Below are 23,170 nucleotides of genomic sequence, written 5' to 3' on the forward strand. Positions count from 1 at the left end.
TGCCACATGCCCCTCGCCGAGCCGCACGACGACCGCTCCTCCCCGGAGGAGCCGGTGGTCGGTGTGCCCGGGGCCGGCGAGGAAGCCGCGACCGTCGAGCCCGAGCCCACGCTTCCCGAGCCGGTGCGGCAGCGGATCGTCGCGCTGACCGCCGCGGTGCTGCCCGGACTGCCCGGCGACGAGGTGCCGGTGCCGCTGCGCCGGGTCGCGAAGTTCGCCCCGAACCGCCGGGCCCGGCTCGGCGCTCCGGTGATCGCCGCCCAGCTCGCCGCCGATCCGCTGTTCCGGCAGCGGGTCAGCGCCCGGGTGTTGGCCGACGCCGGCGACCTCGGCGCGGCGGTGGTGGAGGGCACCGCGCCCGCCGCGGCCGACCCGGTCGAGGTGGCCGCCCTGGCCTACCTGGCCCGCCCCCTCGGCTGGCGGGAGCTGATCGAGGCCAGCGGCGAGGCGGTGCGCGCCGAGGCGGACAGCGCGGTGGTGGCCGAGCTGGTCCGCGAGGCCGAACAGCGGGCCACCCGCGCCGAGCACGACCGGGCGGTGGCCCGGGTCGAGGCCGAGAAGCTGCGCGACGAGCTGGCCCGGGTGCGGGAGGAGCTGGGGCAGCTTCGCGAGGAGGCCCGCCAGTTGGCCCGTACCCTGCGGGAGACCCAGGCCCGGGAGCGCAAGGCCACCGAGATGCTGGCCACCGAGCGGGGCCGGGCGGCCCGCGCGGCGGCCGACGCGGACGCCGAGCTGCGCCGCGCCCGGGCCCGGCTGGCCGAGGCGGAGGCCGCCGCCGGGGTGGCCCGGGCCAGCGCCAAGGAGGCGCGTTCGGTCGACGACGCCCGACTGTGGCTGTTGTTGGAGACGATCGGCCAGGCGGCCGTGGGTCTGCGCCGGGAGCTGGCCCTCGACCCGGTGGACGCGCTGCCGGCGGACTTCGTCGCCGACGCGTTCGCCGATCAGCCGGGCGCCGCCCCGGCGGGTGCGGCGACGCGGGCCCGCGACACCGACGATCCGGCCCGCCTCGACCAGCTCCTCGCCCTGCCGCGGGCGCACCTGGTGGTGGACGGCTACAACGTCACCAAGCGCGGCTTCGGCGAGATGTCGCTGGAGCAGCAGCGCAAACGGCTGATCACCGGGCTGGGCGGGATCGCCGCGCAGACCGGGGACGAGGTCACCGTGGTCTTCGACGGCGCCGAGCGGATCCACGGGCTGCCGCCCGCGCCGCGCGGCGTGCGGGTGCTGTTCTCGCGCAAGGGCGAGACCGCGGACGAGCTGATCCGGCGGCTGGTCCGGGCCGAGCCGGCCGGGCGGCCGGTGGTGGTGGTCTCCTCCGACCGCGAGGTCGCCGACGGGGTACGCCGGCATGGCGCGTATCCGCTCGGCGCCGACTCCCTGCTGCGCCGGCTCGCCCGCTCCTGACCGCTGCGCACCGGGTGATCGACCCCGCCACCTCGGGGAGGTGGCGGGGTCCAGGGCGGATCGATCGCACCACTTCGGCGTACTGGTGACTGGATGATCGTTTTCGGGGTGGGTGCTGCCTCGTTGTCCGGTTCTGTCGTACCCCCCGCCTATCCTCGTGGTGACCGACGGTGGTGGTCCCTCTCCCGACCGCCACCGGCGACCGCGTCAGGAGGCGTTCCATGCTCATCGACTGCGACGGCTGCGGCATCCGCGGCGCCGGCTGCGCCGGTTGTCTGGTGACCGCGCTGCTCGACCCCGACCCGGCGACGGCCGACCTCGGGCCGGCCGAACACCGGGCGATCGAGGTGTTCGCCCGCGCCGGCTTCGACGTGGAGGTGCTGGCGCCGGCGACCGCGCCCGCGCCCCGCCGGGCCGGTGGTCGCCGCCGGGTCGCCTGAATCCGTCCCGGGCACCCGGGTCGCCTGACCGGACCGGGCCATAGGATGGGCGGTCACGGCGGAGGGAAGCGGCATGACGCGGGCGAATCACGGCGGCGGGGTGCGACGGTGACGCCGCGTGCCTGGGCGCTGCTGACCCTCGCCACGCTGGCGGTGGCGCTGATCGTGGCCGTGGCGCTGCTGGTGCCGTGGAGCCGACCGCCGGCGCCCCGCGCCGATCAGCTCGCCGCGCTGCGGGCGCTCCCGGTCGAGCAGGTGGCCCGGGGCCGGGCCTTCCACGGCGCGCTGCGCCCGGCCGGCTGGTCGGCGCTCGCGCTCGGGCTGGTGGTGGCGCTGCTGCTCGGCCTCACCCCGCTGGGCGGGCGCCTGGTCGAGCTGGCCGGCCGGCCGTTCGGCGGGCACTGGATCGCGCAGGCCGTGCTCGGCGGGCTCGGCGTCGTGTTCCTCGCCGACCTGCTCACGCTTCCCCTCTCCGCCTGGCGCCGCACGGTGCTGGTGCGCTACGGGCTCAGCACCCAGGGCTGGGGTGGCTGGGCGGTCGACCTGCTCAAGTCGTACGCGGTCAGCGCGGTGATCGGCGCGCTGGTCCTGTTCGGCTTCTACGCCGTGGTCCGGCTCGCCCCCCGCTGGTGGTGGGCGTTCGGCGCGGCCGGCGCCGCCGCGCTCGTGGTGGTGCTGTCGTTCGTGCTGCCGGTGCTGGTCGAGCCGGTGTTCAACCGGTTCACCCCGATGGAGCCCGGTCCGCTGCGCACCGAGCTGACCACCATGGCCGCCCGCGACGGCGTCCCGGTGCGCGACGTGCTGGTCGCCGACGCGTCCCGGCGGACCCGCGCGGTCAACGCCTACGTCTCCGGGCTGGGGCCCACCCGGCGGGTGGTGGTCTACGACACCCTGTTGCGTGAGGCCGAGCCGGCCGAGGTGACGAGTGTCGTCGCGCACGAGTTGGGCCACGCCAAGGACCGAGACGTGTGGACCGGCACGCTGATCGGCGCGCTCGGCGCGGCTGCCGCGGTGGTGGCCCTCTACCTGGTCGGCTCGTGGACGCCGCTGCTGCGGCTCGCCGGTGTCGACTCGATCGCCCAGCCGACCGCGTTCCCGCTGCTGATCGCGCTGGTCACGGTGGCCGGTCTGGTCGCCACCCCGGTGCAGGCGCTGGTCTCCCGCCGGGTGGAGGCCCGGGCCGACGCGCACGCGCTGGCGCTCACCGGCGACCCGGCGACGTTCGAGGCGATGCAGCGTCGGCTGGCCGGGGTGAACCTGGCCGACCCCGATCCGCCCCGCTGGGAACACCTGTGGTCGGCGACCCACCCGTCCACCGTGGAGCGGATGGCCGCCGCCCGCGCCTACGCCAGGGAGCACGGCGGATGAGCCGCACCTTGCTGATCACGAACGACTTCCCGCCGCGGCCCGGTGGCATCCAGTCCTTCGTGCACAACCTCGCGGTACGCCAGCCGCCCGGCTCGGTGGTGGTCTACGCGTCGAGCTGGCGCGGGGCGGAGAAGTTCGACGCCGACCAGCCGTTCGAGGTGGTCCGGGAACGCACCCGGGTGCTGCTGCCCACGCCGCTGGTGGCCCGCCGGGCGGCCCGCCTGGCCCGGTCGTACGACTGCGACACGGTGTGGTTCGGCGCGGCGGCGCCGCTGGGTCTGCTCGCGCCGGGGCTGCGCCGGCGCACCGGCATCCGCCGCGCGGTGGCGTTGACCCACGGGCACGAGGTCGGCTGGGCGGCGCTGCCCGGCGCCCGGTCGGCGTTGCGCCGGATCGGCCGCGGCGTGGACGTCACCACCTACCTCGGCGAGTACACCCGCCTCCGGCTGGCCCGGGCGCTGGACGGGCTGACCGAGCTGCGCCGGCTCGCGCCCGGGGTCGATGTCGACACCTACCACCCCGACGTCGACGGCGAGCGGGTCCGGCTGCGGCTCGGGCTCGCCGATCGGCCGGTCGTGGTGTGCGTGTCGCGGCTGGTGCCGCGCAAGGGGCAGGACACGCTGATCCGGGCGTTGCCGGAGATCCGCCGCCGGGTGCCGGCCGCGGCGCTGCTGGTGGTCGGCGGCGGCCCCTACCGGGCGACGCTGGAGAAGCTGGCCCGGCAGGCCGGGGTGGAGCGGGACGTGGTGTTCACCGGTTCCGTGCCCTCGGCCGAGCTGCCCGCGCACTACGCCGCCGGCGACGTCTACGCGATGCCCTGCCGCACCCGCAACCGTGGCCTGGACGTCGAAGGGCTCGGCATCGTCTACCTGGAGGCGAGCGCGACCGGCCTGCCGGTGGTGGCCGGCGACTCCGGTGGCGCGCCGGACGCGGTCCGCGAGGGCGAGACCGGTTACGTGGTCCGTGGCCGGGACGTCGCCCAGCTCGCCGACCGGGTGGCCACCCTGCTCGCCGACCGGGACCTGGCCCGCCAGTTCGGCGCCGCCGGTCGCGCCTGGGTGCAGCGGGAGTGGCGCTGGGAGACCCAGGCCGAGCGGATGGCCACCCTGCTCGCCGGTTGACCCGCCCGCGAGTGGCTCCCGCCGCCCGCCCCTCCGCGCCCGGCCCGCTGCGCGCTCTCGCACCCGGCCCGAGGTGTGAGAAGGGGCCCCTTCTCTACCGCAGGCGTTAAGAAGGGGCCCCTCCTTACGCCGCGGGCACGCGGCGTAGGTGCTGCACCGCGGGGCCGGGGCGGCCGAAGTGCCAGCCCTGCGCGGCGTCGCACCCGATGGCGCGCAGCCGCTCCGCCTGGTGGGCCGTCTCCACCCCCTCGGCGGTCACGGTGAGGTCGAGCGCGTGGGCCAGGGCGACCAGCGAGGCGAGGATCCGCTCGTCGGTGCGGCCACCCGGCTCTCCGGCCGGCGCGCGCAGCCCGGAGACGAACTCACCGGCCACCTTCATCTCGTTCACCGGCAGGTCACGCAGGTAGGCCAGGTTGCAGTAGCCGGTGCCGAAGTCGTCGATGGCCACCCGGACGCCCAGGTCGCCCAGCACCCGCAGCGCCCGGACCGGCTCGGCCACGGTGCTCATCATGGTGCTCTCGGTGACCTCCAGTTGCAGCCGCTCCGGTGGCAGCCCGGTGCGCCCGAGCACGCCGCGCACCTCGGGCACGAGGTCGGGGCGGTGCAACTGCCGCACCGCCAGGTTGACGCTGACGAACGGGGCGTCGCCGCCCGTCGCCGCCCAGGTGCCCGCCTCGCGGCACGCCTCGGCCAGCACCCAGCTGCCGAGCCGGACGATCAGGCCGGTCTCCTCCGCCAGCGGGATGAAGCTGTCCGGCCGGAGCACCCCCAGCTCCGGGTGCCGCCAGCGCACCAGCGCCTCCATGCCCAGCACCCGGCCGTCGCGCAGCGACGTCAGCGGCTGGTAGTCGAGGTAGAACTCGCCCCGGTCCAGCGCTGCCGGGATCGCCGCGGCCAGCGCGTACCGGGCCAGTTCCCGGCGGTTGCGGTCGGCGTCGAACAGCGACCAGCGGGCCCCGCCGGCCGCCTTGGCCCAGTGCAGCGTGCTGTCCGCCGCGCGCATCAACTCCATCGGCGAGGTGCCGGAGACCGGTCGCTCCACGATGCCGATGCTGGCCGAGACCGCCAGCTCGTGCCCGTCGACGAGCGCCGGCTCGCGCACCGCGTCCAGCGCGGCCTCGGCGACCTTGACCACGTCGCCGGTGCCGGCGGTGCGCTCGACGAGGATCACGAACTCGTCGCCGCCGAGGCGGGCCACCAGGTGCTCGCCGAGCGCCCGGCGCAGCCGCTGCGCCACCGCGACCAGCAGCGCGTCGCCGACCTGGTGGCCCAGCGAGTCGTTGACGACCTTGAACCGGTCCAGGTCGAGGAAGCAGACCCCGACCCGCTCGGCGCCCCGGCCGGGCGAGGTGATCGCGGCGGTCAGCCGCTCGGTGAACAGCGTGCGGTTCGGCAGGTCGGTCAGCGGGTCGTGGGTGGCCTGGTGCCGGAACCGGGCCTCGCTGTCGCGCAGCGCCCGTTCGGCCTGCGCCCGGGCCATCATGGCGGCCCGCCGGATGGACTCCTGCTCGTCGAGCGTGCGGTCGCGCAGCGCCCGCGCGTACCCGGTGGCCACGGTGGCGAGCAGCCGGGCCATCCGGTCCTCGACATCGTCGACGACCAGGTCGAGGTCGCGTACCAGGCGGAGCTGGATCACCTCGACGGTGCGGCCCAGCCCCTCGGCGGAGGCGATGTGCGACTGCACCAGCTCGGCCCCCACCTGCTGGCCGATCCGCAGGTCGAACGGGTCGGCGCGCAGCGCCTGCGCCAACCGGTCGGTGAGCCGTTGCAGCATCTCCTCCAGCTGCGCCTGGGTCATCGGCAGGTAGCTGGTCCCGGAGACCGCCTTGGCCCACGCCCGGGCGAAGACGCCGGGACGGCGATCCGCCGGCGTGTCCACGTCCTCAGCCACCGAGCCGCCCGACCCCGCCCATGAAGACCGCCCGTTCGGCGTGCTCCGCCTGCTCCGGTGCGTCCGGCCGCCACTGCGGCACCCACACCACGCCCGGGTCGACCAGTTCGAAGCCGGCGAAGAGCGCGGTCAGCTCGGCCCGGCCGCGGATGAACAGCTGGCTGTCGGTGCGCCGGTAGACCCGCTCCGCCTCGGCCCGCTCGCCGGTGTCGTCGCGGCCGTCGTCGCTGGCCTGGGAGAGCACCAGGTGGCTGCCGGGCGCGAGCGCCGCGCGCAGCGTCCGGAGGATCTCCTCGGGCCGGTCGGAGTCCGGGACGAAGTGCAGCACCGCCACGATCATCACCGCGACCGGCGCGGAGAAGTCGAGCAGCCGGGTGACGTCCGGGTGGCGCAGGATCGCCTCCGGGCGGCGCAGGTCCTCCTGGATCACCACGGCCCGCTCGTTGCCGGCCAGGATCTCCTGGCTGTGCGCCACCGCCACCGGGTCCACGTCGACGTAGACCACCCGCGACTCCGGGTCGACGCGCTGGGCGATCTCGTGCACGTTGCCGACCGTGGGGATGCCGGAGCCGATGTCCAGGAACTGGCGCACCCCGGCCTCGACCAGGTGGTGCACCGCCCGGCGGAGGAAGGCGCGGTTGGCCTGCGCCATCAGCGGGGCCTCCGGCACCGCCTCCACCATCGCCCGGGCGGCGGCCCGGTCGACCGCGAAATTGTGCGACCCGCCCAGGTAGTAGTCGTACATGCGGGCGACGCTCGGGCGCTCGATGTCGATCGTCTCGGGTGCCCAGTCCGGCCGCTGCATGTCCCTGCCCCTTGGGTGTCGGCGACTCGCGGCCTCACCGCCGCGCGGATCACCCGGGTATTCTGCCCGCCCGCCGTCGTGGTGCAAAGACCACCGTCGCTCTGCGTCCGGCCGCTCACCCTGCGCGGTCGTCGCCACCCGCAACGGCGGAGAGACCCGCGCCCGGCGTGCGGGCGGGGTCTCTCCGGCGTTGCGGGGGGTCAGAACTTCGGCGCGTCGGGTGCCTCCAGCAGCCCCAGCCGAAGCGCGGTCATCAGCGCCTGGGCCCGGTTGGCCGCGCCCAGCTTCTCGTAGAGCTTGGAGATGTGGGTCTTGGCGGTCGACTCGCTGACGAAGAGCTGCTTGGCGATGCCGGCCACGCTCATGCCGTCGGCGAGCAGCCGCAGCACCTGGCCCTCGCGCGGGGAGAGCTGCGGGCCGGACGGGGCCAGCCGGCGCTTCATCGCCTCGGCCAGGTCGGCCGCGGTGAACGCGCTGGGGGAGGAGGCGGCGTGCCGGGCGGCGGCCACCACCTCGTCGGCCGGGGCGGTCTTCGGCACGAACGCGCTCGCGCCCGCCTCCAGGGCGCCGAAGAGCTGGTCGTCGCCGGCGTACATGGTGAGCACGACGATGCCCATCGAGGCGCTGGACTTGCGCAGCGCGCGGGTGGCCTCGAGGCCGCTGCCGTCGGGCAGCCGCAGGTCCATGATCACCACGTCGGGCTGGAGCGCGCCGGCCTGGCGCACCCCCTCCGCGGCGGTGGCGGCCTCGCCCACGACCTCGAACTGCCGGTCCCGCTCGAAGGCGTGTCGCAGACCCTTGCGGATCAGGTCGTGGTCGTCGACAAGGAGAACCTTGGTCCGGGTGGCCGGTGTCGGGCTGGTGGTCATCCTCGGGTTACTCCCCTTCTGCTGCTGCGGCGCTGCCGCGCACCTTATCGCGCCGGGGCGACGAGCCGAGTACCACCGCCACGGTTGTGCCGCTGGGTTGCCGCGGCCTGATCTCCAACCGGCCTCGGATACGTTCCGCCCTCTCCGCCATGATCGCAAGACCATAGTGCCCCTCGGGGCGCTGGTCACCGATGCCGTGACCGTCATCCGACACTTCGATCCGGGCGTACGGGGGATCCACCTCACAGGTGACCCAGAGGTTCGACGCACCGGCGTGCTTGCGCGCGTTGGTGACCGCCTCCTGGGCGATACGCAGCAACTCGGCCTCGGTGGCGGCCGGCAGCCGGGCGGTGGACTCGTCCAGCGACAGGTTCACCCGCAGCCCGCCGGAGGCGCCGACGGTGCGGGCGTACTCGGCGATGGCGGCGGCCAGGCCGCCGTGCCGGTCCACCTCGCTGCGCAACTCGAACAGGCTGAGCCGCAACTCGGTGATCACCCGGGTGACCTCCTGGCGCAACGTGCGCAGTGAGTCGGCGGTCTCCTCGGCGTCGTCGTGCACGGTGGCCAGCGCGTTGTCGATGCCGTAGCCGACCATCACCAGCTCCTGCGCCACCCCGTCGTGGATCTCCCGGGCCAGCCGCTGCCGCTCCTCGTTGGTGGCCAGCGAACGCACCTCGTCGAAGAGCAGCGCCGCCTCCAGCCGCAGGGCCGCCGGGCCGGTCAGCGCGGTGACCCGGGACACCACCGGCGGCGGGTACGCGGCGCCGGTGTCCGCCTCGATCACCACCAGGCCGACCGTGCGCACGCCGGCGACCAGCGGCACGATCAGCGCCGACACGTCGCCGGAGTGCCGGGACCGGGCCTGCGAGCGGGCCGAGACGGTCGGCTGCTGGCTGGCCCAGGCGTCGGCGATGGCCGAGTCGGCGTCGAGCGTGGTCTCCCAGTCGACCCGGTCCGCGCCGATCTGGGCGAGCACCACCAGCCGGCCGCCGCCGCTGGCGGAGAGCACCGCCCCACGGTCGGTCTTCGCGACCACCCGCAGCTCCTCCAGCAGGTGCTCGGAGATGCCGCCCGGGTCGAGGGTGGCGCCGGGAAGCTGGCGGGCGACCGTGCGCAGCTGGGTCAGCAGTCGGGTGGCCTCGGCGTACGGCTGGGGTTTGCCCTCGCCGCGGACCCGCATCACCCGCTGCAACGTGCCGGCGGTGTAGAGGCCGAGGCCGGCCAGGATCAGCCACTGGGTGCAGACCGCCAGGTAGCCGACCTGGCCGAGTTGCGCCTCGCCGCCGACCTCGGTGAAGGCGGCGCTGACCAGCAGCGTCGCCGCGGCCACCACGAGCAGCGCGGCGCCCTCGCGGAACCGCCGGCGCAACGCGGTCACGGTGACCGGCACGGCGAGGTACGGCAGCACCGCGGAGGCGCCCCGCCCGTCGACGACGCCGGTGAGCTGGGCTTCGGCGGCGACCTGGCTGGCCGCCAGCCCGAGCACCACCACCTCGGCGAAGCGGCTGATCGGAGCGAGTAGCCGGTGCTGCGGGGCGAGCACGGCGGGCAGCCCGGCGAGGCCGAGCAGGGCGATCCACCAGAGCTGGGCGGGGTCGCGGGTGGCGAACAGAGTCAGGGCGGCGACCAGCGCGAGGAGGACCGCGCGGGCGCCGACCGCGAGGAGCTGCGTCGGTGGCAGTCCGGATGTGGAGGCGGGCACCTGACGGATGGTAGTCAGCGCTGGTAGATCTCCGCGATCTCCGTGGCGTACGTCTTGTGCACGACCTGTCGCTTGACCTTCAGCGACGGGGTCAGCTCGCCGGTCGCCTCGGTGAAGTCCTGCGGCAGGATCCGGAACACCTTGATCGCCTCGGCCTTGGACACGGACAGGTTGGCCCGGTCGACCGCGGCCTGCACCTCGGCCCGCAGCGCCTCGTCCTCGCGCAGCTCGGCCGCGCTCGTGGTCTCCGGCCGCCCCTGCCCGGCCAGCCACTTCGGCAGCGCCTCCTCGTCCAGGGTGACCAGCGCCGCGATGAACGGCTGCCGGTCGCCGACGACGACGCACTGGCTGACCAGCGGGTGCGCCCGGACCTGGTCCTCCAGCACCGCCGGGGCGACGTTCTTGCCGCCGGCGGTCACGATCATCTCCTTCTTGCGGCCGGTGATGCTGAGGTAGCCGTCCTCGTCGAGCTGGCCCAGGTCGCCGGTGCGGAACCAGCCGTCGGTGGTGAGCGCCTCGGCGGTGGCCTCCTCGTTGTGCCAGTAGCCCTGGAAGACGATGTCCCCGGAGATCAGGATCTCGCCGTCGTCGTCGATCCGGACGGTGACGCCGGGCAGCGGGCGGCCGACCGTGCCGATCCGGGTGCCGGTGGGCAGGTTGGCGGCGGCGGCCGGCGAGGTCTCGGTGAGGCCGTAACCCTCGCAGATGGTCACCCCGACGCCGCGGAAGAAGTGCCCGAGCCGGGCGCCGAGCGGCGCGCCGCCGGAGATGGCGTCGCGGCACCGGCCGCCGAGCGCCGCGCGCAGCTTGCCGTAGACCAGCTTGTCGAAGAGGGCGTGCTGGGCGCGCAGCGCCAGCCCCGGCCCGCCGGGAAGCTCCTGGGCCTCGCTCCAGGCGATGGCGACCTTCTCCGCCCGGTCGAAGATCGAGCCCTTGCCGTCGGCCTCGGCCTTCTGCCGCGCGCCGTTGTAGACCTTCTCGAAGACCCGGGGTACGGAGAGCACGAACGTCGGCTTGACGTCCTGCAACTCGCCGACCAGGTTGCTGGTGTCCGCGCAGTGCGCCATGGTGGCCCGGGCCTGCACCACGCCGACCTGGATGAGCCGGGCGAACGCGTGCGCCAGCGGCAGGAAGAGCAGGGTCGAGGCGCCCTCGCGGAACAGGTTCGGCAGCACCGGCACCGCGTTGGCGATGTCGGCGTAGATGTTGCGGTGGGTCAGCACGCAGCCCTTCGGCCGGCCGGTGGTGCCACTGGTGTAGATGATCGTGGCGAGGTCGTCGGCCTTGAGCATCGAGCGGCGTACCTCGACCTCGGCCGGGTCCACCGACGCGCCGGCGGTGACCAGCTCGTCCACCGCGTCCAGCTCGATCTGCCAGACCTCGCGCAGCTCGGGCAGCCGGTCCCGGACGCCGGCGACCAGGGTGGCGTGGGCGGTGCTCTCCACCACCACGGCCACAGCGCCGGAGTCGCCGAGGATCCAGGCGGCCTGCTCGGCGCTGGAGGTCTCGTAGATCGGCACGGTGACCGCGCCGGCCGCCCAGATGGCGTAGTCGAACAGGGTCCACTCGTAGCGGGTGCGGCTCATCAGCGCGACCCGGTCGCCGGGGGAGACGCCGGCCGCGACCAGGCCCCGGGCCACCGCGACCACCTCGTCCCGGAACTGTCGACAGGTCACCTCGACCCGGGCCGCGGGCCCGGAGTCGCCGGTGGCCCGGACGAACTGCACGGTGTCCGGGGCGACCTCGGCGTTTTCCCAGACCGGGTCGGTCAGGTTGGCCGCGTCGCCGACGGTGACGATCGGCGGGACGGAGAACTCGCGCACCTGCACTCCCTCGTGCTCGCACCGGCGCCGGGCCGGCCTGGTCGGCTCAGTCGAAACCTACCCGCCCGCCTGGCCGGGCGGCCGGGTAGCCTCCCCCCATGGCGGACTCCTCCACCCAGTCGATCATCATCGGCGCGTCACCGGACCGGGTGGCGGCGGTCATCTGTGACTTCCCCCGCTACCCGGAGTGGACCGAGGCGGTGCGGCGGGCCGAGGTGGTCGAGGAGTACGAGGACGGCTACGCCAGTCAGGTGCGGTTCACGCTGGACGCGGGTGTGCTGGCCGACGAGTACGTGCTGGCCTACGAGTACGCCGAGGACATCTCCCGCATCGAGTGGCACCTGGTCGCGCCGTCGCGCATGCAGCGGTCCCAGCGCGGGTCGTACGACCTTCTCGGCAATTCGGACGGCACGACCACGGTGACCTACACGCTCGAGGTGGAGCTGTCGGTGGGGATGCTCGGCATGTTCCGCCGCAAGGCCGAGAAAATGATCATGGATACGGCGTTGAAGCAGCTCAAGCACCGGGTAGAAACACCCGGTGCGGCAGACTGATCCCGTTCGCCGTCCCGGTCGTCACGCTTGAGGAGCCGAACCATGGGCACCACCGATCCGGGTTCGGCCCGGGAAGAGGCCGAGCGCCTCGTCGTCACGCTGCTGGCCACCGCGCGGCTCGCCGCCGCCTCGTCCGGGGCGGGCCAGGGCCCGCTCGGTGGGATCCTCTCGGGTGTCCTCGGTCACAGCCCGGGCGCCGCCGGCACCGGTTTCGCCACCGGGTCGCCGGAATGCTGCGTCTGTCCGCTCTGCCGCGGGATCGCGGCGTTGCGTGACCCGAGTCCGGAGTTCGCCGAGCGGCTCGCCACCGGCGCCGGCGACCTCGCAGCGGGGGTGGCCAGCATGTTGCGGGCGTTCGCGCCGCCGACGTCGGGCGGACCGGCCGCACCGGCGGAGCCGACGCCACCGGCGCCCCCGGCCGGTGCCGCGCCGACCGGCTCGGCCGACCATGTGTGGCGCGAGGCGACCCGTACCGGGCATGATTCTCAGCCGGCACCCGAGCAGGACGTGTGGGCCGCCGCCACCCGGGGGGAGGGCGCGGCCGACCCGGGTGCCTCGGAACCGCCCGTCGACGCCGCCGGGCCGGATGCGCCGGCGGCGAGCCGGCCGCCGGCCGGCAGTCCAGTGGTGCCCGCCTCGCGGGCGCCCGGCGAGGCGGGCGCGGACGCACCAGGCGACGGGGCCTGACCACCGGACATCCCGGGAGCGCACGGCCGGTTCGGCCGGTGCCGGGGGAGCACAGCAGAGGGGAGTGGCAGCGGTGACGCTGACCATCGGAGTCGACGTCGGTGGCACGAAGGTGGCCGGTGGTGTCGTGGACGACACCGGCGCGGTGCTCGTGCAGACGCGCCGGGACACCCCCGCCGACGACGTGGCCAAGACCCGCGACGTCATCATCGAGGTGGTCACCGAGCTGTCCACCGGGCGTACCGTCGAGGCCGTCGGAATCGGCGCGGCCGGCTGGATCGACGCCTCCCGCTCCACCGTGCTCTTCGCCCCCAACCTGGCCTGGCGGGACGAGCCGCTGCGCTCCTACGTCGGCAACGCCACCGGCCTGCCGGTGATCGTGGAGAACGACGGGAACGTGGCCGCCTGGGCCGAGTTCCGCTACGGCGCGGCCCGCGACGCCGACGACTCGATGGTCATGTTCACCATCGGCACCGGCGTCGGCGGCGGCATCGTGCTCGGCGGCGAGCTGGTCCGGGGCGCCAACGGCATCGCGGCCGAGCTGGGGCACATGCTCACCGTGCCGGACGGCCACCAGTGCGGCTGCGGCCGGCTCGGTTGCATCGAGCAGTACGCCAGCGGCAGCGCGCTGGTCCGCTTCGCCCGCGCCGCCGCCCGGCAGGAGCCGCACCGGGCCGCCGCGCTGCTGGAGCTGGCCGACGGCGAGGCCGAGGCGATCACCGGCCCGATGGTGACCGCCGCGGCCAAGGGCGGCGACCAGGTCTCCACCGAGGCGTTCGCCCAGGTGGGTCGCTGGCTCGGCACCAGCCTCGCCGACATGGCGCAGATCCTCGACCCGCAGGTGCTGGTGGTCGGCGGCGGCGTGATCGACGCCGGGGACCTGCTGCTCGGCCCGACCCGGCGGTCGTTCGCCGACGCGCTGGCCCAGCGCAGCCGCCTGCCCGTGGCCGAGGTGCGCCCGGCCGAACTGGGCAACACCGCCGGCGTGATCGGCGCCGCCGACCTGGCCCGGCGGATCTGACGTGCCGGGCCCGGGGGTGCCGCTGCGGGTGCTGTCGTACAACGTCCACTCGCAGCGTGACGACACGGCCGCGCTGGCCGAGGTGGTCCGGGAGGCCGCGCCGGACGTGGTGATCGTCCAGGAGGGGCCGCGCCGGTTCCGGTGGCGGCAGAAGTGCGCCACGCTCGCCGACTCGTTCGGCCTCGTGGTGGCCGCCGGTGGGCTGCCGTCGCTGGGCAACGTGCTGCTGACCAGCCTGCGGGTGCGGGTCACCGACACCCGGTGCGCGCGCTACCCGCTCACCCCGGGGCGGCACCTGCGCGGGGCCGCGTACGCACGGTGCCGGGTGGGCGGCGTCGGCTTCCTGCTGGCCGGCTCGCACCTGTCCACGGACCCGGCGGAGCGGCCCGCCCAGGCGGCGGCGTTCAAGCGGGAACTGGCCGCGTCCCCACTGCCGGTGGTGGCCGGCGCGGACCTCAACGAGGGGCCGGACGGGCCGGCCTGGCGGACCGTGGCCGAGGGGTTTACCGACGCCGCGGTCGCCGCCGACCGGGCCGACCGGCACACGTTCTCCTGCGCCGACCCGCGGCGCCGCATCGACGCGCTATTCGTCGACCCGCGGATCGGCGTGGTCGACTACGACGTGGTCGACACCCCGCGCACGCGCCGGGCCAGCGACCACTTCCCGGTCCTGGTCGATCTGCTGCTGCCGACCGCCGACTGACCGCGCTCCCGCCGCGGCCCGCGCATGCGGGCGGGCGGGCGTGTCTCGCGGACGGCGACGGCGGTGTGTCGGTGCCGCGCGACACCGGCGGGCGCGCCGAACGTCACGACGGAGCGTGACGCATCGGCCAGCGGCGGACTCCGCCCGCCGCCGCCTTTGCTCTGCGGCCATCTGCGCAGCAGTCACCCATGGTGATCGCGGCAGTCGGCCGCGAACCGCCGGCCCGCGCCGGTCTGCCCAGCTCACGTCCGTGCTGCGTCCGTGGCTGCAGAGCAAAGGCGCGGAGCAGGTACGCCTCCGGCGCGGCCTCGCCCTCACGTTGGGTGAGCCGGGCGTGGTGACCGTGCGTCAGGCCGATCGTGGCATCGAGCGCCGCGATGCCCGCACGAGGTCCGGAACGGCTGGACAACGGCGGGCATTGTCGGCAGGATTTCGCACCGACCGGCATGCGTGCCGCACAAAAGGAGAATTCCCGGTGCCCTCCTCCACCGATCCCGGCCGCCCGGACGCCACGGCTGCCACTGCCGCCCCGAGCCGGGACGACCGGCCGGTCTCCGACCGGGGCGACACGGTCTGCGTCATCGGCGCCGGCGCCAGCGGGCTGACCGCCGTGAAGAACCTCCGCGAGGCCGGCTTCGGCGTCGACTGCTACGAGCGGGAGACCGGCGTCGGCGGGGCGTGGAACTGGCGGCACGACCGCAGCCCGGTGTACGCCAGCACCCACCTCATCTCGTCCCGGCCGTTCACCCAGTTCCCGGACTTCCCGATGCCCGACGACTGGCCGGACTACCCGCACCACAGCCAGTTGCTGTCCTACTTCGAGCGCTACGCCGACCACTTCGACCTGCGCCAGCACGTCTGGTTCGGCACCGAGGTGGTCCGGGTGGAGCCGGTCGACGGCGACCGGTGGGACGTGACGACCCGCAGCACCGGCGGCTACGGCCCGGAGCGCACCTCCCGGTACGCCGGCGTGGTGCTGGCCAACGGCCACAACTGGTCGCCCAAACTGCCCCGGTACGAAGGGCTGGCGGAGTTCCGGGGCGACGTCATGCACGCCTCGTCCTACAAGGACCCGGCCCAGTTGCGGGGCAAGCGGGTGCTGGTGGTGGGCGCCGGCAACACCGGCTGCGACATCGCGGTGGAGGCCGCCCAGCAGGCGTCACACTGCTGGCACTCCACCCGGCGCGGCTACTGGTACGCCCCGAAGTACGTCCTCGGCCGCCCGGCCGACCAGGTCAACGACACGCTGCTGGCGCTGCGGGTGCCGCTGCGGGTGCGGCAGTGGCTCTACCACTGGACGCTGCGGTTGACCGTCGGCGACCTGACCCGGTTCGGCCTGCCGAAGCCCGACCACCGGGTCTACGAGACGCACCCGATCGCCAACAGCCAGCTCGTCTACTACGTCGGGCACGGCGAGATCACGCCGGTGCCGGACGTGGCCCGGTTCCACGACCGCACCGTCGAGCTGACCGACGGCCGGCGGATCGACCCGGAGCTGGTGGTCTTCGCCACCGGATACCTGCCGCGCTTCGAGTTCATGCAGGGCCGGGTGCTCGGCGACGAGGACGGCTCCGGCAAGCCCCGGCTGTGGCTGAACGCGTTCAGCGCGGGCTCTCCCACGCTGGCCGTGGTCGGCCTGGTCCAGCCGGACTCCGGCATCTTCGCCATCTCGCACTGGCAGAGCGTGCTCTTCGCCCGACTGCTCACGCTGCGCGCCACCCGACCGGAGCGGGTCGCCGCGTTCGACCGTCGGGTCCGCGCCGGTCTCGGCGAGCGATACTCGGCGAAGGTCAAGGACAGCACCCGGCACTGGTTCGAGGTCGGCCACGCCGACTACCTGCGCGCCCTGCAGAAGGCGCTGCACGAGCTGGAGGGAGCCAGATGACCACCACCGGGCGGGTGCGGGTGGTCCGCGCCTGGGAGTGGGCCCGGCCGGAACGGCCGGTGCGCCGCGAGGTGCTGGCCGCGATGCCGGACCAGGAGGAGGCCAAACCGCCGCTGCTGTTCGTGCCCGGCTTCGGGCACGGCGCGTGGGCGTTCGCCGAGCACTGGCTGGGCCACGCCGCCGGTCGCGGTTTCCCGGCGTACGCGGTGAGCCTGCGCGGGCACGGCGGCAGCGAGCCGGCGCCGGAGGCGACGCTGCGCGCGTACACCCATGACGTGGTGCAGGTGGCGGCGAGCCTGCCGCGGCAGGCGGTGCTGGTGGGGCACGGCGCCGGTGCTCGGGTGGTGGCGCACGCGCTGTCCCGCTACCCGGCCCGGGCGGCGGTGCTGGTCGCGCCGGTGCTCGGCGACTGGGCGACGTTCGGCGCGGCGCTGCGCCGCAACCCGGCCGGCACGCTGCCGGCGGTCTTCGGCGCCGGGCTGCGGCTCAACCGGCGGCAGCTGTTCAGCCGGGAACTGCCCGACGCGGACGCCCGCCGGCACGTGGCCCGGCTGGGCCGGGCCGGTCGCCGCGCGCAGTGGCAGTTGCTCACCGGCCGGCAGCCGGAGCCGGCGGTGGGCAGCCCGGCGATGCTGGTGCTGGGCAGCCCCGACGACCGCGTCCTGCCGGCGACCGCGCTGACCAGGGCGGCCCGCCGCTACGCCTCGGCCCCGCTGCTCTTCCCCGGCATGGGTCACGACCTGATGCTCGACGCCCGCTGGCGGGAGCCGATCGACGCGATCCTGGACTGGCTGGACAAGGACCCGGCGCCCACCTCGGGGTGAGCGCCGGGCGTCGGCTCAGCGGCCGGCGGCCCGGCGGGCGACGAGTGACCCGCTCTCCTCCAGGGCACTCAGGTAGGACGCCGCCCAGGCGTGGATGTCGTTGTGCGCCAGGTGCTCGCGCATCGCGCGCATCCGGGTCGCCACGTCCTGCGGGCCGGCCCGCAGCGCGGCGAGCAGCCCCTGCTTCAGGCCGTCCAGGTCGTGCGGGTTGACCAGGTACGCCTGCTCCAGCTCGGCGGCCGCACCGGCGAACTCACTGAGCAGCAACGCGCCGGTGTCGTCGACCCGGGCCGCCACGTACTCCTTGGCCACCAGGTTCATCCCGTCGCGCAACGGGGTCACCGCCATCACGTCGGCGACCCGGTAGAGCGCCACCAGCTCCGCGCGGTCGAACGGCTGGCTGAGGTAGTGGATCGCCGGCTCGCCGACCCGGCCGAACTCGCCGTTGATCCGGCCCACCTGGTGCTCCACCCGGTCACGCAGGATCTGGTACTGCGCCACCCGGTCCCGGCTGGGCACCGCCACCTGCACCAGCACCGTGTCCCGGACCTTGACGTCGCCGCTGGCCAGCAGCTCGCGGTAGGCCTTGAGCCGCTGCTCGATGCCCTTGGTGTAGTCCAACCGGTCGACGCTGAGGATCACCTTCTCCGGCTGGCCGAGATCCTGCCGCAGCCGGCGGGCCCGATCGGCGACCTCGGGCCGGGCGGCGAGCGCGGCCACCTCGGCGGTGTCGACGGCGACCGGGAAGGCGCCGATGCGCACCACCCGGTCGTCCACGCCGATCCGCCGGTCGGTCGCGGACAGGCCGAGCACCTTCGTGGCGAGCTGGGCGAAGTTGTGCGCGGCCTGGGCCCGCTGGAAGCCGATCAGGTCGGCGCCGAGCATCCCGCGCAGCAGCTCGGAGCGGCGGGGGAGCTGCATGAACAGCTCCGGCGGCGGGAACGGCACGTGCAGGAAGAAGCCGATCCGCAGGTCGGGGCGGAGCGCGCGGAGCAGACCGGGCACCAACTGGAGGTGGTAGTCCTGCACCCAGACCAGGCCGCCCGGCTCGGCCACCTCGGCGGCGGCCTCGGCGAACCGCTGGTTGACCCGCTGGTAGGCCTCCCACCAGCGGCGGTGGTATTCCGGCTGCTCGACGGCGTCGTGGTAGAGCGGCCAGAGGGTGGCGTTGGCGAAGCCCTCGTAGTGGTCACGGAAGTCTTCGGCGTTCAGCGCGACGGAGCGCATCCGGACGCCGTCCACGTCGGGCAGGTCGGGAGCGGGGCCGGTGCCACCGGCCCAGCCGACCCAGGTGGCGGGCGTGTGCCGGAGCAGGGGGTGCAGGACGCTCACCAGGCCGCCGGGGCTGCGGCGCCACTCGAAGGCGCCGTCCGGCGCCACGCTGTCGTCGATGGGGAGGCGGTTGGCCACCACCACGAGGGGACTCTGTCGCATCGGGCAATCCGCTCAGCAGGGGGACCGGCGACCGGATCAAGCGCAAACCGGACAGCCGGTGCGGGACGTGACGTTCAGCGGTATTCCTACTGACCGTAAGTTACACCCCTGTTACCCGCCAGCCGCGGGGCGTCTGCCGTCCCGCGATCCGGGCAGGCACCCGGACGCCGCTCAGACGACCGCGCCGTCGTCCGGGTCGTGGTCGTCCCGGTCGCCCGGGCGCAGTCGCCAGATGAGCATCACGAACCCGGCCAGGATGCCGGTGAAGCCGAGCAGCGTCACCACCTGCGGGTCGACCAGCGACATCACGGTGGGGGACAGGAACAGCAGGAAGCCGAGCACGATGCTGAGCACGCCGAGCACGGCGTATTTCGAGAAACGCGGCAGCGGGGGCGGCGGGGGCGGGGTGTAGTGCTCCTCGGCCGACGCGTCGTCGGGCAGGCCGGCGCCGAACGTGTCCAGGCCGTCCAGCAGGGAGGGCTCGTCGTGCCGGTCGCGGCTGACCGAGATGCCGGAGACGTCCGCGGCGTAGGGCAGCCGGCGTACGTCGGTGGCGGTCGGACCGGCCGGCTCGTCGGCGCGGCCGGTGGCGCCACCGCCCGGCGCGGCCGGGTCGTCGACGTCCTCGGCGGCGGGCCAGGGGTTGCCGCCAGCGGCCGGCGCGGTGTGGAACCCCGCGACGATCTTGGCCCACTCGGCCTCGATGTCCGGCTCGTCGGGCGGCGGCTCGCCACCCTCGTCGGCGAGCTGGGTGAGGTAGTCGCGGGCGGTCCTCAGGTGGAACCGGTCGACGTAGAGCCGGTCGACCGGGCGGGCCGGCACCGTGGTGGTGCGGGTCACCGGATTCAGGTCGGCGGAGGGTTGGAGGTAGGCGGCGATGCCGCCGGCGGCCAGCACGTCGAGCAGGTGCTCGCCGACGCGCGGATCGACGTCGCCCGCGACCGCGTACTCGGCCGCGTCGAGCCCGTTGTCCCGCCGCCCTCGGCGGGGCCCGCCCCCTGACACCGGACACCCCCTTCATCGCGGCCTGACGCCGTGCCCTGAATCCTGACACGTCCGGGCCCGGTTCCGGGAGTGCGTTGTGGCGCGGCGAAAAGTCACCTTCACCACCAAAGCCGAAAACCGTACCCGTCCGGGGCTCGCCTGAGGTCAACCGGCCCCGGCGACGCGCAGCAGCCCGCCGGCGGCGTGCCGGTCCGCGAACGCCCGGACCCGGGCCAGTGTCCGCGTCGCGGCCTCCGGGTCCGCCTCGGCCAACGGCCCCGCCGCCAGGGCGGCGGCGATGATCTCGTCGGTGACGTCGGTCATCCCGGCGTAGTCCGCCGCGACGGCGGTGAACAACCGGCCCGCCCGGGCCAGGTCGCCGTCGTGCCGGGCCAGCGCCGCGTCCGCCGACCGGCCGGCCGCCCGCGCCCAGCGGGTGGCGCGCGGCGCGCGACCCAGCAGGTCGCGCACCAGCACCGCGGCGTCGCCGCCGAGCAGGCCGGCGACGTGGCCGACCGCCGGCACCCACTCGGCGAACGGGATCATCCGGGTCCGCCGCCAGTCCTCGTCCAGCTCGGCGAGGAGCGCGAGCGCGTCGTCCCGGCGGCCCTGCACCGCCCGGCAGAGCGCGGCGTGGGCCACCGTGGACCTCAGCACCCGGTGGAAACCACTGCGCCGGGCGGCGACCAGCGCCTGGTCCACCAGGTCGGGGTCGCCGCCGCCGGCAGGGCCGTCACCCAACGCCCGGATCCAGCCGGACACCGCCACGATGTGCAGGTCCCACTCGTCGGTCGGACGCCGGGTGGAACCCTCGGCCATCCGCAGCGCCGCGGTCCAGTCGCCGCTGTAGTAGGACCGGGCCCACTGGTCGGCGAAGCCGATCGTCAGCCCGTGCTCGCCGCCCAGGTCCAGGGACCGCTGCTCGTCGACCAGCCGGGCCGAGCCGGCCAGGTCCCCCTCCTCCTGCAACGCCCAGGCGAGATTCTGCACCGCCCGCCGGCGGCTGGTCAGCCGCTCCAGCCGGCACTCCTCGGTGACCTCGGCCAACTCGGCGTACGCCTCCTCGACGCCGGCCTGGTAGCGGGCCACCGCGAGGGTGATCCGGGCGTTGGCCCGCGCCTCGCGAAGCTCCAACCGCTCGGCCAGCTCGGCGGCGCTGCCGGCGGCGGCGCAGGCCGGCTCGGTCTCGGCGTCGAGCATGTGCGCCCGGGCCAGCTCCAGCAGCACGCCGACCTTGTCCTCGCTGTCCGGCAGCGCGGCGTGCAGCCGGATCGCCCGGTCCAGGCAGCGCAGCGTCTCCGACCGGTCGGCCCGGGCCCACGCCGCGGTGGCCAGCAGCCGCCACGCCTTCGCCGCGCCCGGCAGGTCACCGGCGTCGGCCAGCCGCCCGGCCAGGCCGGTGAGCAGGGCGGTGCCGCCGTCGACCAGGAACCCGTCCTGGTCGGCGTAGAAGGTCAGCTCGGCCTGGAACAGCTCCAGCGCCGGGTCCGGGCCGCACTCCACGCTGAGCGCGCGCTCGACGAGCGTGGCGGCGGTGTCCAGCGCGTGCAGCTCGTAGGCCCGGCGGGCCGCCCGGTGCAGCGCGGCCCGGGTCGCGGCGGCGTGCGGGGCCTGGTCGAGCCCCACCGTGCGGGCGATCTCGTGCGCCGCCCAGCGGTGGTTGGCCACCACCTCGGCCAGGTCGTGCTGCCGGCCGTCGGCGAGTTGCTCCAACCAGTCGGCGGCGCGCTGGTGCCGGGCGACCCGCTCGGCCCGGGGGAGTCGCTGATAGCAGACGTCCCGGACCAGCACGTGCCGGAACCGGTATTCCGGCTGGCCCGGCATGGTCGAGGCGGGCAGCTCGAAGACCAGGTCGCGCCGCTGGAGGCGGTGCAGCGCCCGGGCCACCCACTCCGCGGGCCGGCCCAGGGCCAGCGCCACCGGCGCCGCCCAGAACTGCACGCCGACCACCGAGGCGGCCTGGAGCACCGCGCGGTCGGCCGGGTCGAGCAGGTCGAGCCGGTTGGCGATGACCGCCTGGACGGTACGCGGCATCCCGGCGCCCCCGGCCGGGCCGAGCCGCGCCACGGTGCTCGTGCGCTCGACCAGCCCGCCGTCGAGCAGCATCCGGGCGTACTCCTGGGCGTAGAGCGGGTTGCCGTCGGCGAACTCGATCAGCGGCGCGCGGGCGTCGCTGGGCAGCGTGGCCTGGCCGAGCAGCAGCGAGTAGAGGGTGCCGATGTCGCCGTCGTGCATCGGTGGCACCGAGATGGACATCGCGCCGCTGATCGTGCCGGTCCAGGCCGGGTGCCGCTCGCGCAGCTCCGGCCGGGCGGTCGCGACGACCAGCAGCGGCACGTTACGGGCCGACGCGCCGAGCTGCTCGACGAAGGAGAGCATCGCCTCGTCCGCCCAGTGCATGTCCTCGAAGACGAGCACGGTGGGGCCGGTCGCGGCCAGCGCGAGCAGGAAACGCCGCCACGCCGCCTCGGTCTCGGCCGACGTGAGCCGCTCGCCGGGCAGGCCGAGCAGCGGGCCCAGCGCCTCGGCCAGCCGGACCGCGTGCGGGTCGGCGAGCCGCCCCAACCGCTCGCGCAGGCGCTCCCGGGCGGCGACCGGGTCGTCGGCGCCGGTCAGCCCGGCCCAGCGCCGCACGATGTCGGCGAGCGCGGCGTAGGTGACGTTCTCGCCGAACGGCGGACACTGACCGGTCAGCCAGCTGACCCGGGGGCCGGGCAGGCTCGCCGCGTGCCGGGCCAGCTCGCGCAGCAGTCGGCTCTTGCCCACCCCGGCGGGCCCGAAGACGGTCAGCAGCTGTGAGGTGCGCTCGGTCATGGTGCGGTGCAGCGCGCTGACCAGCAGCCCCCGCTCGTGGTCCCGGTCGACCATCGGGGTCAGCTCGGCGCCCTGGTCGTCGCGCCGGGGCCGGGCCTGCACGGCCAGCCAGATCCGGCTCACCGCGGACCGCCCGCGCAGCGTCACCGGCGGCTGGTCGGCGTACTCCATCTCGCGCCGGGTGGCCCCCCAGGTGCTCTCGTCGACCACCACGCCGCCGACCGGGGCCAGCGCCTGCAACCGGCTCGCGGTGTTGACCACGTCGCCGGTGACGAAGGCCTGGCCGCCGTCGCGCGCCGCGGCCAGGTCGACGAGCGCCTCGCCGGTGGCGATGCCGACCCGGAAGCCGAGCGGAGGGTGCGGCCCGGACGGCTGCCGGGCCAGGCTCCGCTGCAGCTCCAGCCCGGCGCGTACGCAGCGCAGCGCGTCGTTGTCGGTGGCCACCGGCGCGCCGAACAACGCCATGACCGCGTCGCCGATGTACTTCTCCACCACCCCGCCGTACTGGTGCACCAGCCGGCGCACCGTGGCGAAGTACGCCTGTTGCAACCCGCGGGCCTGTTCCGGGTCGGCCCGTTCGGCGTACGTGGTGAAGTCGACGATGTCGATGAAGAGCACACTGACCTGCCGGCGGTCCTCCTGCACCGCTACCGCGTGGTCGCGCAGCGGCTGACCGCAGTTGGTGCAGAAGTTGGCGCCGGGGTCGTTGGCGTGACCGCAGCCCGGGCAGGCCGCCGCGAGCGGCCGGCCGCACCCGCCGCAGAAGCGGTCGTCCGGCCCGGCGCTCCGGGCGCAGTGTCCACAGGTGAGGTCGATGTCCGGCTCCGTACGCGTGAGGTAC

General features: G+C 75.0%; 18 protein-coding genes. 10 read left to right on the forward strand and 8 right to left on the reverse strand.

Annotation, left to right across the window (positions count from 1 at the left end; all coding sequences use genetic code 11):
* Positions 1-6 precede the first annotated feature (6 nt).
* The 4 genes from AB0H28_RS15925 (at position 7) to AB0H28_RS15940 (ending at position 4,333) form a co-directional block, all read left to right on the forward strand.
* Positions 7-1,404, forward strand: a complete 1,398-nt coding sequence (locus AB0H28_RS15925) for an NYN domain-containing protein (RefSeq protein WP_358039796.1) — start codon at positions 7-9, stop codon at positions 1,402-1,404.
* 221 nt (positions 1,405-1,625) lie between these two features.
* Positions 1,626-1,844, forward strand: coding sequence for a hypothetical protein (locus AB0H28_RS15930; protein WP_358039799.1), 219 nt, complete (start codon positions 1,626-1,628; stop codon positions 1,842-1,844).
* A gap of 108 nt (positions 1,845-1,952) precedes the next feature.
* Positions 1,953-3,212 carry a M48 family metallopeptidase gene (locus AB0H28_RS15935; protein WP_358039802.1) on the forward strand — a complete coding sequence of 420 codons (1,260 nt, stop codon included), beginning with the start codon at positions 1,953-1,955 and terminating at the stop codon, positions 3,210-3,212.
* Complete coding sequence (locus tag AB0H28_RS15940; protein WP_358039804.1) at positions 3,209-4,333, forward strand: glycosyltransferase family 4 protein; 1,125 nt, start codon at positions 3,209-3,211, stop codon at positions 4,331-4,333. Before AB0H28_RS15935 ends, AB0H28_RS15940 begins: the two co-directional genes overlap by 4 nt.
* Before the next feature lie 124 nt (positions 4,334-4,457).
* Here the strand turns inward: AB0H28_RS15940 and AB0H28_RS15945 are convergent, their stop codons facing one another.
* The 5 genes from AB0H28_RS15945 to AB0H28_RS15965 form a co-directional block, all read right to left on the reverse strand.
* A complete protein-coding gene (locus AB0H28_RS15945) occupies positions 4,458-6,131 on the reverse strand; it encodes a bifunctional diguanylate cyclase/phosphodiesterase (RefSeq protein ID WP_358040256.1) in 1,674 nt (557 codons plus the stop codon).
* Between the two features lie 85 nt (positions 6,132-6,216).
* A complete protein-coding gene (locus tag AB0H28_RS15950) occupies positions 6,217-7,029 on the reverse strand; it encodes an SAM-dependent methyltransferase (protein ID WP_358039807.1) in 813 nt (270 codons plus the stop codon).
* 200 nt (positions 7,030-7,229) lie between these two features.
* Entirely contained in the window at positions 7,230-7,898 is a 669-nt protein-coding gene (locus AB0H28_RS15955; protein ID WP_007072219.1) for a response regulator transcription factor, read from the reverse strand.
* Between the two features lie 7 nt (positions 7,899-7,905).
* Positions 7,906-9,600, reverse strand: coding sequence for a GAF domain-containing sensor histidine kinase (locus AB0H28_RS15960; protein WP_358039809.1), 1,695 nt, complete (start codon positions 9,598-9,600; stop codon positions 7,906-7,908).
* A gap of 14 nt (positions 9,601-9,614) precedes the next feature.
* Positions 9,615-11,423, reverse strand: a complete 1,809-nt coding sequence (locus AB0H28_RS15965; protein ID WP_358039812.1) for a long-chain fatty acid--CoA ligase — start codon at positions 11,421-11,423, stop codon at positions 9,615-9,617.
* Between the two features lie 98 nt (positions 11,424-11,521).
* On the opposite strand from AB0H28_RS15965, the gene AB0H28_RS15970 reads away from it, so the two are divergent.
* From AB0H28_RS15970 to AB0H28_RS15995, 6 genes are all read left to right on the forward strand, one after another.
* Complete coding sequence (locus AB0H28_RS15970) at positions 11,522-11,977, forward strand: SRPBCC family protein (RefSeq protein WP_358039815.1); 456 nt, start codon at positions 11,522-11,524, stop codon at positions 11,975-11,977.
* Between the two features lie 42 nt (positions 11,978-12,019).
* Complete coding sequence (locus tag AB0H28_RS15975; protein WP_358039817.1) at positions 12,020-12,664, forward strand: hypothetical protein; 645 nt, start codon at positions 12,020-12,022, stop codon at positions 12,662-12,664.
* 73 nt (positions 12,665-12,737) lie between these two features.
* Positions 12,738-13,685: an ROK family glucokinase gene (locus AB0H28_RS15980; RefSeq protein WP_358039820.1), complete on the forward strand. Its 948-nt coding sequence runs from the start codon at positions 12,738-12,740 to the stop codon at positions 13,683-13,685.
* Position 13,686: 1 nt separating this feature from the next.
* Entirely contained in the window at positions 13,687-14,388 is a 702-nt protein-coding gene (locus AB0H28_RS15985) for an endonuclease/exonuclease/phosphatase family protein (RefSeq protein WP_358039823.1), read from the forward strand.
* Between the two features lie 475 nt (positions 14,389-14,863).
* The gene (locus AB0H28_RS15990; protein ID WP_358039826.1) at positions 14,864-16,273 is read left to right on the forward strand and encodes an NAD(P)-binding domain-containing protein; all 1,410 of its coding nucleotides are present in this window, start codon (positions 14,864-14,866) and stop codon (positions 16,271-16,273) included.
* Positions 16,270-17,097: an alpha/beta fold hydrolase gene (locus AB0H28_RS15995; protein WP_358039829.1), complete on the forward strand. Its 828-nt coding sequence runs from the start codon at positions 16,270-16,272 to the stop codon at positions 17,095-17,097. Before AB0H28_RS15990 ends, AB0H28_RS15995 begins: the two co-directional genes overlap by 4 nt.
* A gap of 15 nt (positions 17,098-17,112) precedes the next feature.
* Here AB0H28_RS15995 and AB0H28_RS16000 read toward each other — a convergent pair whose 3' ends face one another.
* From AB0H28_RS16000 to AB0H28_RS16010, 3 genes are all read right to left on the reverse strand, one after another.
* Positions 17,113-18,531, reverse strand: coding sequence for a trehalose-6-phosphate synthase (locus AB0H28_RS16000; protein ID WP_358039832.1), 1,419 nt, complete (start codon positions 18,529-18,531; stop codon positions 17,113-17,115).
* Positions 18,532-18,702: 171 nt separating this feature from the next.
* Positions 18,703-19,536, reverse strand: coding sequence for a DUF308 domain-containing protein (locus AB0H28_RS16005; protein WP_358039834.1), 834 nt, complete (start codon positions 19,534-19,536; stop codon positions 18,703-18,705).
* A gap of 144 nt (positions 19,537-19,680) precedes the next feature.
* Complete coding sequence (locus AB0H28_RS16010) at positions 19,681-23,145, reverse strand: adenylate/guanylate cyclase domain-containing protein (RefSeq protein ID WP_358040258.1); 3,465 nt, start codon at positions 23,143-23,145, stop codon at positions 19,681-19,683.
* Between the last annotated feature and the right edge of the window lie 25 nt (positions 23,146-23,170).

This window comes from Micromonospora sp. NPDC050980, from assembly GCF_040653835.1.
In the GTDB taxonomy this organism is placed as follows: domain Bacteria; phylum Actinomycetota; class Actinomycetes; order Mycobacteriales; family Micromonosporaceae; genus Micromonospora.

Bases quoted from the DNA above. Each gene is read 5' to 3' on its own strand.
- AB0H28_RS15950 (WP_358039807.1), bottom strand. From the start codon at position 7,029: ATGCAGCGGCCGGACTGGGCACCCGAGACGATCGACATCGAGCGCCCG.
- AB0H28_RS15975 (WP_358039817.1), top strand. From the start codon at position 12,020: ATGGGCACCACCGATCCGGGTTCGGCCCGGGAAGAGGCCGAGCGCCTC.
- AB0H28_RS15925 (WP_358039796.1), top strand. From the start codon at position 7: ATGCCCCTCGCCGAGCCGCACGACGACCGCTCCTCCCCGGAGGAGCCG.
- AB0H28_RS15930 (WP_358039799.1), top strand. From the start codon at position 1,626: ATGCTCATCGACTGCGACGGCTGCGGCATCCGCGGCGCCGGCTGCGCC.
- AB0H28_RS16000 (WP_358039832.1), bottom strand. From the start codon at position 18,531: ATGCGACAGAGTCCCCTCGTGGTGGTGGCCAACCGCCTCCCCATCGAC.
- AB0H28_RS15955 (WP_007072219.1), bottom strand. From the start codon at position 7,898: ATGACCACCAGCCCGACACCGGCCACCCGGACCAAGGTTCTCCTTGTC.
- AB0H28_RS15940 (WP_358039804.1), top strand. From the start codon at position 3,209: ATGAGCCGCACCTTGCTGATCACGAACGACTTCCCGCCGCGGCCCGGT.
- AB0H28_RS15995 (WP_358039829.1), top strand. From the start codon at position 16,270: ATGACCACCACCGGGCGGGTGCGGGTGGTCCGCGCCTGGGAGTGGGCC.
- AB0H28_RS15945 (WP_358040256.1), bottom strand. From the start codon at position 6,131: ATGACCCAGGCGCAGCTGGAGGAGATGCTGCAACGGCTCACCGACCGG.
- AB0H28_RS15970 (WP_358039815.1), top strand. From the start codon at position 11,522: ATGGCGGACTCCTCCACCCAGTCGATCATCATCGGCGCGTCACCGGAC.